Raw genomic sequence first — 13353 nt, 5'->3', positions numbered from 1 at the left:
ACGAAAAGCCCTCTTTAAAGGGGCTTTTCGTTATTTTTACATAGAAAACAGACGGAAAGGATAGATGACATGAGTAATATAAAAATAAAAAAGGTTGCCACGTACCATCCTACAAATCTAGTTACAAATGAGCCTTACATAGAACATTTCAAACAAAAAGGAAGAGATATTACTTCTTTTTTGGAGAAAATGGGAAAAGAAAAGCGATATATCATTAATAATAGAGAAGAAAATTCATTAACGATGGCAATGGAAGCATCAAAAAATGTACTAGAAAAATCAAGCTTAACAGGGGAAGATATTGATTATATTGTTTTTTCTTCGCAAGTTCCTGAATATACTTTTCCTAGCAATACGATGTTTGTGCATAAAGCGATTGATGCAAACAGGCATGCTATTAGTCTGGACACCAATGCCAATTGTGCTGGAATGGTTGTATCGATTGAACAAACTTGTCGATATATGATGGGCAACCCAACTATTAATCGTGCATTAGTTGTCGGTTCAGATCATTTGTCACTGCTTGCTAATCCTGAAGAAGAAATTACTTATGCAACATATGGAGATGCTGCTTGTGCAGTCATTTTAGAAAGAACAGAGGAGCAAACAGGTTTTATCGATGCAGTATATACGATTGATACACAAAACGTAGATAAAATTATGTTCCCTGAAAAAGGATTGAAACACTTCCATCAACAAATTCCTGAACAAAAATATATTAATTTTGCACCATTTGATGCTAGCTATGGTCCAGAAATTATGATCGAACAAATCGAACATATTCTAGAAAAGAATCAATTAACCATTTCTGATATATCTGCCGTATGTATTTCGCAATTCGCGTTAAGTGATAAATTAAAACTGCAAGGACATTTTAAGCTGAATGATGAAAAAGTAATATTAGTAGGTAATGAGTATGGTTATACAGGAACAAGTAGTCCATTAATTGCTTTTCAAGAAGGTTTAAAAAATGAAAAGATTAAAAGAGGAGATTATGTCATTTTCTGGACTGTTGGAGCAGGACATCAATTTATTACTATGTTATTCCAATATTAAGCATTATATTTTTACCGCTCTTTTTGTAAAATAAAAAAGATGTTGAAGATAAATATATTATCAGGTATGGAAAGGTAGTGTAAACCATGAGACCATCTATTCGGCCTGTTATTGGAATTACTAGCTCTATGGTTATTCACAATAATATTCCTAGTTATAATCTACATGAGAAGCATATACAGTCTGTAATACAAGCGGGTGGGGTACCGATTATCATCCCCACTGGTCCAGAAGCGATGGCGGAGGTATGGGTGAGTAGTTGTAACGGAATTATATTGAGCAGTGGGGAAGATATCGATCCCCATTCGTTTGGAGCTAATCCATCTCCCAAAATTCAAAATACCAATAAAAAACGTGATGTTACAGAAATAGAATTGGTTAAATATGCACAATTACAGAGTAAACCCATTTTAGGGCTTTGCCGAGGTGTAACGATGTTAAATGTAGCATTAGGTGGTACCGTTATTCAAGATATCGAAACGAGTAATCCTAATGCGATTAATCATAATCAGCAAGCAGGGAGACCTGAGCCAACCCACTATATTCAAATCGATGAAACAAGTAGGTTATATCAAATTCTCGATAGTTTGAATATTCAAGTAAATAGCATACATCATCAGGCGATTAACCAACTTGCATCCAATCTTAAACAAGTAGCTGTTGCTCCAGATGGTACCATTGAAGCTGTCGAAGGAGTAGACAAAAAATCATCAATGATAATGGGGGTGCAGTGGCATCCAGAAGAGATGGCCAGTGAAGATCCAACTATGCAACGACTATTTGATTCGTTTATTAGGGCGTGCAAAAACTAAGCTTATTATGCTTCCATTGTCTTTGCTTTATGGTATAAATAGGGTGGAGGTGAATGTACATTGTCTACGTCAAAAGAAGTATCCTATGTTTGGTATGCCAGTTATGGATCTAATTTAAGTAGGGATAGGTTTTTATGTTATATAAAAGGTGGGCGCCCGCAAGGTTCTGAAAAAAGAGAGATCGGGTGTAGAGATCAATCCCTTCCAATAGCAGCGGGAACACATATCATGCGACATCCTCTATACTTCGCAAAAAAGTCACAGCGCTGGCAAAAACAAGGTGTAGCTTTTATTGGATTGAGCAAAGATGAGCAGTTCCTTACATACAGTACAAAGTATTTAATAACAGTAGAGCAGTTTATGGATGTAGTCAAACAGGAAAATAACGGTGCTGACCTAAATATCGATTTAGATGAAGTGATGAAGAGCGGATTCAAGACATTTCGAGACTCGTGGTACGGAACGATCTTGTTTTTAGGTGAAGAGCAAGGTTACCCCATCTTAACGTTTACAGCTGACTGGGATTTAGATGTGCCTTTCATTACACCTTCTAAAGAATACGTAAGTATGATTATTCATGGTTTAAAAACAACAGTATCACTAGATAATACGGAAATTTTGCATTATTTAATTACAAAACCTGGAATAGATGGTTGTTATTCCAGAACCAGCCTTGAAAAGATAATAGAAGAAGTGTAAAAAAGTCTGGTATGAAAAAATAGCACTCTGCCATCCAGCGACTAGCAAGGTGTATATCTCCTAACGTTAATAACTAAAGCATCATTCATTAATTCTCGTAAAAGTTGAAAAACTACATTTACGAGTTTTTTGTTTTTAAGCTAAATTTTTATACATAAATGTTCCCTTACAGGAAAATATATACTTGAATTTAAAATACAGGAGGTTACTATAGTGCAAAATCAAAACCAGATGCAAAACAATACGCAAATGCCACAAAACATGGCGAACCAAGGGACTAGTCAGAATCATGGCGCTCACGAGATGATGGATTCCCATGAATTAATTGGTGGCTTAATTGGTATGTTGGAACAGTACAAGCTATATGATCAACATATTCAGGATCAGGAATTAAAAGACATATCTCAACGTCAATCTTCTTTTATTACGCAAATGTATAACACAATCGTAGAAAGCTTCCAAACTGGGCAGGATCCACAAGTGCCAACTCAGCAATATAAAATGCAGGAAAATAACGAGGTTATGTACGGAACGAAGCCTGGGCAACCAAAAAAACCAAAGCAGTCTGTAAATGAGTTTAACGACGAATGTTTTTCATCCTTTATGTTAGGACACACAAAATCAATAGCTTCTGGACTTACTATGGCAGCGGTTGAGATGAACAATCCAGTGTTGCGCCGTATCGTTGCTGACAGTGTACCGAACATGATCGAAATGAGCTATGAGCTATTTCTTTATCAAAACAAACATGGTTATTATCAACTGCCAAAACTAAACACTCAAGATATGAATACTATGTTACAAGCTTATGCAAAAGCTCCACAACAAGGTATGCACTAAGATTAATATAGAAACCCTCAAAAACGTTGGTTATCAACGGCTTTGAGGGTTTCTTTTTGTGATGAAAATATACTTAATCTGTTTTTAACCTTGAATACATGTTCAGATCAATAAAACTATCCTTAGACTTCTCACACTGTCTTAATGTCCCTTCATGAATAAAACCTAACTTATCCAGTACTTTGATTGAGTTAACATTTTCCGGCCCCACCTTGGCTTCGATTCGATGGAAGTGCAATGTATTAAAGGCGTAATCGATAAGCGATGAAATAGCCTCTGGAGCATAGCCTTTACCCCAGTGATCCCTTGCTATCTCATAGCCTATTTCAGCCTTCTCATTTTCAAAATCAAGGGAGTTATAACCACAAGATCCTATTATTTCGCCGGTCATCTTTTCTATGATGGAAAAGCGGATAGCTTTATGATCTTGTGCCAACTGGTCAAGAAAAGTGATCATTTCTTCAGTCTGGTCTTGAGTTGTAAAATTGCTAATATTCATAAATTCCGTCACTTCTGGATCTGACCAAATCGTAAACAAACTAGCAGCATCGTTAGTAGTCATTTTCCTTAAATGTAATCTTTCAGTTTGTAAATGTTGAATCAATACTTTCACCTCCCATTTTTCTTTATTAACAAATGGCTGAAAAATATTGATATCTGCGCATTATTCAGTCCCTTCTAAATGATTTAATAGCTCGGCATGTTGTTCGCGAAATATATGTTTGTTCACAAGATTTCGCTCAGAATCTAATATCTCGTGAACACTTGAATCTTTCCAAAGTCAGTACTGTACTTATTTAAAAATAAGCATAATCATCCAAATTCAAAACCGTTTCCTTGTCGGTTAAATATGCTGCAACTTCTCTCCCGATTACGGGTGCTGCCGTTAATCCGGAAGAACCTAGCCCATTCACCGCAAAAACATGATCTTTAGTCCATCCGATATATGGTAATGAATCCCTAGTGAAGGGACGTAATCCTACTGCCATAAATTGATCCTGAATATTTGTTTCTGGAAAATAACGTGTGGCTTCATTATGTAGGTATTGCTGATTCTCTTCGGAAGGGGCAACGGTAAAGTCTGTGGTATCCTCGTGCGTTGTCCCAATCGCAAATTGTTTTGTATCAGTTCCTACAATATACATTGGCCCTAGCCCCATTACAACAGGAGTTTCGTTTTTATGGTATTCATTCTCTAACTTGAGGTGCAATAGTTCTGCGCGCTGATGACGCACTAAAGGTAATTGATAACATTCACTAGCCCATGCACCTGCTGTATAGATAACTGTTCCTTCTCCATCTTCTGGCTTTACGTCCTGCTGTATCCACTTCCCGCCATGCAGACGAATTCCTTCTTTTAAAGCGGAAAGCAGACTATCTCCACTTATTTGACCGCCTCCTTCTACAAAGACGGCAGGGTAGGCAGTTGTAAGATGAGGGTGCATTTCCTTCACTTCTGCTTTTGTCAGTTTTCGAACTTCTCCCATCTCTGGTGAAGCCTCCTGTTTTGCCGAAATTCGCTCATATGCAAGTTGTTGAATACGGTCATCTTTAAAAAGGCATATTGCTCCACTTCTTATGTATCCTGTAGACTGCTTGGTCGTCTCCTCGAGTTCTTGAATAAAATCTGGATAATAACGGGCGCCTTCTTGTACAAGTCTGTACCATTTTTTATTTCTGCGCTGGCTTACCCACGGGCAGATGATACCTGCTGAAGCAGATGTTGCCTGTCCATTGTCTGAGCGATCAAAGACGGTAACAGTATTACCGGTTTTGGCAAGATGATAAGCTATGGAAGCACCGGCAATTCCACCGCCAATGACAGTAAATGTCGACATGTAATCCCTCCTGAAGGCTATTATAGCGTAAATCAACGTTGTAACGAAATAGATGAGGATTGGTGCCGATATTTCCCGAGAAATAATTTTAGTGTAGCAGTTTTTTATAAAAACGTTGCATTAAAAAACTTAATAATTAGATATATGTTGCATTAATTGTTACAATAATGCTATGTTTTACTATATATAAATCACTGAGAGGGGATATATTCACATTGAATACGAAATACCTGGATTTACTTGCTGAAAAATATGATAGTGAAGAAAAAGTGGTAACCGAAATTATTAATCTGGAGGCGATTCTTAACTTGCCGAAGGGAACGGAGCACTTTGTCAGTGATTTGCATGGTGAATATAATGCATTCCAACATGTACTTAGAAATGGATCAGGCAAGGTGAAAGAAAAAATAACCGACATTTTTAAGGATAAGCTGACACAAGAAGAAATAGATGAATTTGCGACCTTAGTATATTACCCTGAAGAGAAATTGAAATTAGTGAAAAATAATTTTAATAATAAACAGGAATTAAATAACTGGTATGAGAAAATCATTTGCGATATGATTCAGTTGATTCCTTACGCATCTTCTAAATATACTCGCTCGAAGTTGCGTAAAGCATTGCCTGAACAATTTGTCTATGTCATCGAAGAATTACTTTATAAATCAGATAAATATTCTAACAAAAAACCATATTATGAAAAAATTATCCAGCAAATTATTACGCTAGGCCAAGCTGATAAATTAATTACAGGGCTAGCTTATACGATACAGCAGCTGGTAGTAGACCATCTTCATGTAGTAGGGGATATATATGATCGTGGACCTGATCCAGATAAAATTATGGATACGCTGATAAACTATCATTCTCTCGATATCCAATGGGGGAATCATGATGTTTTATGGATTGGTGCCTATGCAGGTTCAAAGGTCTGCCTTGCCAATATCATTCGTATTTGTGCACGCTATGATAACCTTGATATTATTGAAGATGTTTATGGTATCAATCTTAGGCCATTACTTAATTTAGCAGAGAAATACTATGATGATAATCCAGCTTTTAGACCAAAGGAACATCCTGATAAACCATTATCTGGGGATGAGGCATTACAAATTACCAAAATCCATCAGGCGATAGCGATCATTCAATTTAAGTTGGAAAGCCCGATTATTAAGCGCCGCCCATTCTTTAACATGTCGGATAGACTTATATTAGAGCAAGTAGATTATCAGAATAACCAAGTAACGGTTTACGGTGAAACATATCCACTTGACAATACTTGCTTTGCTACAGTGGATCCGGAGAATCCCGCCAAACTGTCACAGGAAGAAGAAGAGGTTATTGATAAACTCTTACTTTCGGTCCAGTATTCAGAGAAATTATCAAGACACATGAAATTTCTGATGAAAAAAGGGAGTCTGTATTTAAGATACAATGGCAATTTATTAATTCATGGCTGTATTCCGGTTGATAAAGCGGGTAATATGGAACAAATGGAGATTGAAGGGAAATCATATAAAGGCCGTGCATTACTGGATAAATTCGAAAAATACTTACGCTATGCTTTTGCGAATTTGGAACAGACAGATGATCTGGCAACAGATATGATTTGGTATCTATGGACAGGTGAATACTCATCGCTCTTTGGAAAACGTGCGATGACAACATTTGAGCGCTATTTCATTCATGATAAGGAAGCACATAAAGAGCAAAAAAATCCTTATTTTTATTTGAGAGAAGATGAGGAAGTATGTCGTAAAATGTTGGAAGAATTCGGACTTGATCCTGATCAAGGACATATTATTAATGGACATACCCCGGTTAAAGAAGTGGAGGGAGAGAATCCAATCAAAGCAAACAGCAAAATGATTGTGATTGACGGTGGATTCTCCAAAGCATATCAATCCACAACTGGTATTGCTGGTTACACGTTGTTATATAATTCGTTTGGTATGCAGCTTGTTTCTCATCAGCATTTTAATTCAAAGAAAAATGTACTATTAGATGGTGCAGATGTTTTATCCGTTAGAAGAGTAGTAGACAAAGAACTCGAACGAAAAAAAGTAAAAGAAACAAATGTTGGACAGGACTTGTTAGAGGAAATTGACATGCTGAAGCGTTTGATGGAATACCGGTATATGAAATAATCTAAATTTCAGTCCAATAGAAGAGATCATTACAAAAACCTCTTAAATGTTGTAAATGCAATGTTTAAGAGGTTTTTGGTTTGACAGCTCTTTTCTTTTTTATATTTATCCTGTGGGATTTGAACAATAGTAAGAACGGTTAAGTCTTATTCAATTGTTTAAAAAGTTTATATAAATAATATAATCCCTTTAATTGCTCTTCCACTAAATAGTCCATATAAATAATCGAGTCTTTGGCAACTTTTTTAGCTTTAGTAATGTTATTGTTATCAAATTCTTTAATCATTTCTCTGATGATTTGGATAGAAAAATATGCTTTCCTCAGTGTTCGAATAATTAATAGTTTACTGATATCCTTCTTTGAATAACTTCTGTAGCCATTTTCTTCATCACGCTTTGGCTCAATTAATCCTTCCTTTTCCCAATGTCGTAGAACGGTTGTAGGGAGATCCAAGGCTACTGCTACCTCACCAATCGTGTAGGAATTCTTCTGTTTTTTTAGTGGAACTTTTTCAGGATCCTCTAATTTCAATACTTCTATTACTTTTTCTGTTTTTTCCTTTTCTTTACGTAGCTCTGCTTGTTTTTCATTTACTAACCATAGAACCTCGGTAAATTTCTTTTCATGAATAAGGGGCATTATTTCTTTCACAAACCCCATGCCAAAACCAGTATTCATGGCTCGTATGCATTCAAAATAGGCTACATGCTCTTCAGTATAGATCCGAAAACCATTTTCTTTTCTTTCTGTTTGAGGAACGATTCCCCAAGTCTCGTAATGTCTAAGGGTACTCGTAGTAATGTTGAGTTTTCTTGCAATATCTATCGGACGCACCAGACTATCCCTCCTTAAAGTCGTACAACTATTATCTATACTCTGCTTGTAATTTTCAAACTTTAAAGGAAAACCTTAAATTCCATGTGACGGAGTTTTGTTGAATAAACAATACATATTCGTATTAACCTTATAACTTGCATTAATGTAATAGAATGGTTTATGAATCATAAAAATAGGGAGGGAATTCTCATGAACAGCATTCAAATTAAAGGTGCTTATGAAAACAATTTAAAACACATCTCTGTATCTATTCCTAAAAATAAACTTGTTGTTTTAACAGGACCATCAGGATCTGGAAAGTCTACGCTAGCTATGGATACGTTGCAACGAGAATGTCAGCGCCAATATATGGAGTCCTTGGGTATGACGACGGATAGTGTTAGTAAATCAAAAGTAGAGGCTATGGTTGGACTATCTCCATCTATAAGCATTGGCCAGCAAATAACAAATAGAAATCCACGGTCCACGGTTGGAACGGTTACTGACATGTTCACCTATTTACGACTCATTTATGAACGACTTGGAGAGCACAAATGTCCTAATTGTCAATATACTATTTTACCTTCTCTTGATAAGGAGACAATGCAAGAAGAAACTTCAGGTTATACCCAATACATTCATTGTCCACATTGTAACACTCGCTTAGAAAAATTCACCCGCTCTCACTTTTCCTTTAATACCCCTGAAGGTGCTTGTCCAACTTGCGACGGTCTTGGAGAAGTGAGCGATATTAAGAAAGATATGGTTATTGATGAAAACGTAAGCTTAAATGATGGTTGTGTAAAAGTTTGGATGAGTGGCACTTATTTTGATTACCAAAAACATAATGTACTTACTGCTGCAGAATATTATCAAATCCCTATTGATGAAAAGCAGCTACTAAATGATTATTCCGTTGCACAACGTGATTTACTCTTTTATGGAGTAGAAAGTCAACAATTCAAGGCTCATTTTCCTAATGTAAAACCACCAAAAACGGTCTCAAAAGGAAAATTCGAAGGAGTGCTAACTTCGATCTGGAGAAGGTATAAGGAAAAAGGTGGTCAATCAAGCGAAGCAAGTCTTTTCTTCTCCCAAACGTGTCCAGATTGTCATGGTAAAAGATTGAACAAAGAAAGTCGTGATGTACTCGTTCATAATACTTCGATAACGGAGCTAACGACCATTTCTTTAGAAGACATTTATTATTGGCTTCAAAATCTTCAAACTTCCTTAACAGAAGGGCAAAAAATATTTGTTGAAACATATTTACATGATTTATTAGAAAAAATAAGTAGAGTGTTGAAAGTAGGTTTGGGATATTTGAATCTAGATAGGCAAACTATTACACTTTCTGGTGGTGAAGCCCAACGCTTACGCTTAGCCTCTCTTTTAGGCTCTGGATTAACAGGAGTTTTATATATTCTAGATGAACCAACTGCAGGGCTCCATCCTAAAGATACAAAAGGATTAGTTGATATTATGAAGCAACTAAGAGATTTAGGAAATACAGTATTAGTTATCGAACATGATGTTGATGTTATGAAAGAAGCAGACCATATTATTGATATGGGACCGGAAGCAGGCAGTGGTGGTGGAGAAATTGTTGGAGAAGGTACAGTACAAGAATTACAATCACAAACAGAGTCTGTAACGGGTGCGTTTTTAAGAGAAAATAGAAATACTATATTTAAGAGGCGAAAAGGAACTGGACAAGCTATTCAAATTCAAAATGCTTTCAAGCATAATTTGAAAAATATATCTATAGACATTCCATTGAATCGTCTCGTTTCGGTATCTGGGGTTTCAGGATCAGGAAAATCAACACTAATTTTTGATGTTTTGGCAAATCAAGATACAACAGAATGTGAAAGTATAACAGGTTTAGAAGCAATAAATGATGTTATTACCGCTAGCCAGGCAGGTTTAAGTAGGATGCAGCGTTCTAACGTTTCCACTTATACAGATATGTTTACCACTGTACGAAATTTGTTTGCGAATTTACCCGAGGCAAAAGAACAAGGTTTTCGAGCAAAAAACTTTTCCTTCAATACCGCTGGTGGAAGATGTGAAAACTGCCAAGGTCTCGGATTTATTTCATTAAATATGCACTTTATCTATGACCTTGAAGTGGTATGTCCGGTTTGTCACGGTACTAGATTTAAAGAAGAACTATTAACGGTGAAATATGAGGGATACTCTGTTTCTGATATTCTAAATATGTCGATTGCAGAAACGATGGAACTTTTTGAAAATCATAAAGCTTTAGCGCCTAAAATCCAGTTGCTAAATGAAATAGGACTAGGTTATTTAAAATGGGGACAGTCGTTAACTACACTGTCAGGTGGAGAAGGGCAACGACTTAAGCTTGCTAAAGAATTAAATAAAAAAACAAACAATCATACACTTTATATATTGGATGAGCCTTCTAATGGACTACACCCTAAAGATGTAAAACAGCTGCTAGTTTTATTAAATAAATTAGTAGAAAGTGGGAATACAGTTATTGTGGTTGAGCATAACATTGATATTATTCGTGCTTCTGATTGGGTGATTGATCTAGGGCCAGAAGGTGGAAATGATGGTGGGGCTGTAGTAGCGACAGGAACACCAGAGGAAGTAGTTCACTCTAAAACCTCGTATACTGCTAAGTTTTTAAAAGAGTCATTAAGAGTATAATATGTAATGTCAATCAAAGAAAAGAACTACTTAATTATTATGTAGAGTACTTAATAGCTTTGCGACCTTAATATTCTTTCAGTTATGAATGTAAAAGTGCCTATTCTTATTTATATTTGAATAGGCGTCTTTTTAATTAACTAGTGGTTAATATAATAGGCACTTTACCAAATACTCCAAACAAATTACTATTAGTATAGCGAATACTAGTTTTACATATATTTTACGAAAATTTAATTACAGCTTCATAGTGAATTCTTAGAATGGAAATAGACGGTATCATAAAGGAGGTTCGTTCTGAACAATAGAATAATTTGTGTTGTAATTACATACTTCTAATGTTCTGACATAATAGATTTGAGAGCAATAATCATCATTTATTAGGAGGTAACGACTTTATGACCAGCAATAAGTGTTTTGACTTTTCTTTAAGAATGTTTGTGATTTTTGTAGTAGCATTAACCATAGTTTTGCCAACAAGTACGTTGGCTGCTGAAGATGACAGTGAGGATTTTTCGTTAACCATAATGCATATGAATGACACACATGCACACGTGGAACCATTACCTAATATGTTAACAGCTATAAAGGAAGTACGTGCTGAAAATCCGGAAGCATTGTTACTCCATGCAGGGGATGTTTTTTCAGGTACGTTGTATTTCAACCGGTTTAAAGGACAAGCTGATTTGTCCTTATTAAACATGATGGATTTCGATGCGATGGTTTTTGGAAATCATGAGTTTGACTTAGGTTCAGGTGAAGATGGACATCAGTCTTTAGCAGAATTTGTAACGGCAGCGGATTTTCCATTCCTTGGGACGAACGTTGACTTTTCAGCGGATCAATTTATGTCTGACAACATAAACGCTGATGCATTTACCGATTCACCAGATAACGGATCGGTTTATGATGGAATGATTAAAGAAATTAATGGTGAAAAGGTCGGTATTTTTGGAATGACGACAGAAGATACAGCTAATATTTCCAGTCCAGTAAATGTTAAGTTCTTGAATTATATTGCAGAAGCAGAACGAGCTGTGTCAGCATTTGAAGAGCGAGGTGTTGACAAAATTATTGCATTAAACCACATCGGTTATGACAGCAACCCTGATATGGGTAATGACATACAGCTGGCTGCAAACGTTGATGGTATTGATGTCATTGTTGGCGGACACTCTCATACAAGATTGGATGAACCAACCTTTATCACCGAAGATGCAGAGGGAAATGAAAAAGATCCAACTGTAATAGTACAGGCACATCAATATGCTCAATTGTTAGGTACATTAGATGTTGAATTCGACGAGAATGGAGTAGTCGTTGGACATGCCGGTCAATTAATTGAAGTAAGTGAAAAAGAAGCTGACCCAGAAGCGGTGGAAGTACTTACATCCTACAAAGGCGAGGTAGATGAGTTAACCAATCAAGATACAGGCGCAATGGCGATGAAAGATATTCCCAATCCACGTCTCGGTGATAGCGATGTTAGTGTTCGTGCAAATGAAACAGAATTAGGCAATCTTATAACAGACGCAATGCTTGCCAAAGCCAAAGAAAAAAATCAAGATATTGTTATTGCTTTGCAAAATGGTGGAGGAATACGTGCAGCAATTGATGAAGGTCCAATTACTGTTGGAGAAGTGATCGCTGTATTACCATTTGGTAATGATCCAGTGGTTGCAGAACTAACAGGAGCGGAAATTAAAGAAATTCTTGAGCACGGTGTCCGTCAAGCCCCAGCAGAGAGTGGTGGTTTCTTACAGGTTGCTGGTATGAAATTTAATTATGATAGTACGAAGGAACCTGGATCTCGTATTGTAACCATGGAAGTGGCAGTCGATCGTGAATATGAGGATGTTGTTTTAGAAGAGACTTATTTAGTAACAACAAACAATTTCACTGGTAAAGGTGGAGACGGTTTTGACGTATTCGCCCAAGCATACGATGAGGGACGCGTTAGGGATATCGGTGAAATCGATTGGGAACAATTACGTGATTATATGGTAGAAGACCTAAATGGTGAGGTTAATCCGGTTATCGAAGATCGCATTATTGACTTATTAGGGGAAGAACCAGGAGAACAAGAACAACCTGAAGAAGACAATAACGATGATGGAACTCAAGATGACACAAATGAAGAAGGATCTGAAGATGAAACAGACAATGGGAAGGAAACTGACAACGACGGATCTAAAGATGAACAAGATAATGAAAACACAGATGAAGAAACTAACAATCAAGGTTCTGAAGATAAAGAGGATAAAGTAGATTCTGAAAAAGAAAGTGACAAAGAAGTTTCAGAAGATAGTAACAATGAAGCAAATTCTGGTGATGAAAATAACCAAGAAAAAGGAGAACGTCTTCCGGACACGGCTACTAATATGTATACGTTCCTCTTATTCGGTGGAATTATCCTAATCATTGGAATGGGTGTTCTAGTATATAGAAAAGTAAAACTCTCTTAA

Annotated in this window: 10 protein-coding genes; 7 read left to right on the top strand and 3 right to left on the bottom strand. The window is 36.4% G+C overall.

The genetic code is table 11. The features are described from left to right. The first annotated feature begins 69 nt into the window (after positions 1 to 69). The 4 genes from BM121_RS05175 (at position 70) to BM121_RS05160 (ending at position 3407) form a co-directional block, all read left to right on the top strand. A complete protein-coding gene (locus BM121_RS05175) occupies positions 70 to 1056 on the top strand; it encodes a 3-oxoacyl-[acyl-carrier-protein] synthase III C-terminal domain-containing protein (protein WP_091482070.1) in 987 nt (328 codons plus the stop codon). 86 nt (positions 1057 to 1142) lie between these two features. Continuing rightward, on the top strand, positions 1143 to 1868 hold the full coding sequence (locus tag BM121_RS05170) for a gamma-glutamyl-gamma-aminobutyrate hydrolase family protein (RefSeq protein WP_091482069.1): 726 nt from the start codon (positions 1143 to 1145) through the stop codon (positions 1866 to 1868). A 60-nt stretch (positions 1869 to 1928) separates the two neighbouring features. Beyond that, positions 1929 to 2567: a hypothetical protein gene (locus BM121_RS05165; RefSeq protein WP_091482068.1), complete on the top strand. Its 639-nt coding sequence runs from the start codon at positions 1929 to 1931 to the stop codon at positions 2565 to 2567. A gap of 213 nt (positions 2568 to 2780) precedes the next feature. After that, positions 2781 to 3407 (top strand): spore coat protein, encoded by a 627-nt coding sequence (locus BM121_RS05160; protein ID WP_091482067.1) that lies wholly within the window; start codon positions 2781 to 2783, stop codon positions 3405 to 3407. A 73-nt stretch (positions 3408 to 3480) separates the two neighbouring features. Here BM121_RS05160 and BM121_RS05155 read toward each other — a convergent pair whose 3' ends face one another. After that, positions 3481 to 4011 (bottom strand): GNAT family N-acetyltransferase, encoded by a 531-nt coding sequence (locus BM121_RS05155; protein ID WP_091482066.1) that lies wholly within the window; start codon positions 4009 to 4011, stop codon positions 3481 to 3483. Positions 4012 to 4204: 193 nt separating this feature from the next. Beyond that, the gene (locus BM121_RS05150; protein ID WP_091482065.1) at positions 4205 to 5245 is read right to left on the bottom strand and encodes an NAD(P)/FAD-dependent oxidoreductase; all 1041 of its coding nucleotides are present in this window, start codon (positions 5243 to 5245) and stop codon (positions 4205 to 4207) included. Positions 5246 to 5460: 215 nt separating this feature from the next. Between BM121_RS05150 and BM121_RS05145 the strand changes: the two genes are divergently transcribed. Beyond that, positions 5461 to 7392, top strand: a complete 1932-nt coding sequence (locus tag BM121_RS05145) for a fructose-1,6-bisphosphatase (protein ID WP_091482064.1) — start codon at positions 5461 to 5463, stop codon at positions 7390 to 7392. Positions 7393 to 7531: 139 nt separating this feature from the next. Here BM121_RS05145 and BM121_RS05140 read toward each other — a convergent pair whose 3' ends face one another. After that, entirely contained in the window at positions 7532 to 8227 is a 696-nt protein-coding gene (locus tag BM121_RS05140) for a MerR family transcriptional regulator (RefSeq protein ID WP_245780738.1), read from the bottom strand. 192 nt (positions 8228 to 8419) lie between these two features. Here BM121_RS05140 and uvrA point away from each other — a divergent pair, with 192 nt between their 5' ends. Together uvrA and BM121_RS05130 are read left to right on the top strand one after the other, a co-directional pair. Further along, complete coding sequence (uvrA, locus tag BM121_RS05135; RefSeq protein ID WP_091482059.1) at positions 8420 to 10888, top strand: excinuclease ABC subunit UvrA; 2469 nt, start codon at positions 8420 to 8422, stop codon at positions 10886 to 10888. Between the two features lie 398 nt (positions 10889 to 11286). Further along, on the top strand, positions 11287 to 13353 hold the full coding sequence (locus BM121_RS05130) for a bifunctional metallophosphatase/5'-nucleotidase (protein ID WP_091482056.1): 2067 nt from the start codon (positions 11287 to 11289) through the stop codon (positions 13351 to 13353).

This window comes from Gracilibacillus orientalis (assembly GCF_900114645.1).
Lineage (GTDB): Bacteria > Bacillota > Bacilli > Bacillales > Amphibacillaceae > Gracilibacillus > Gracilibacillus orientalis.
The sequence above is the reverse complement of the archived record's forward strand: the minus strand, read 5'-3'. Positions and strand labels throughout refer to the sequence as shown.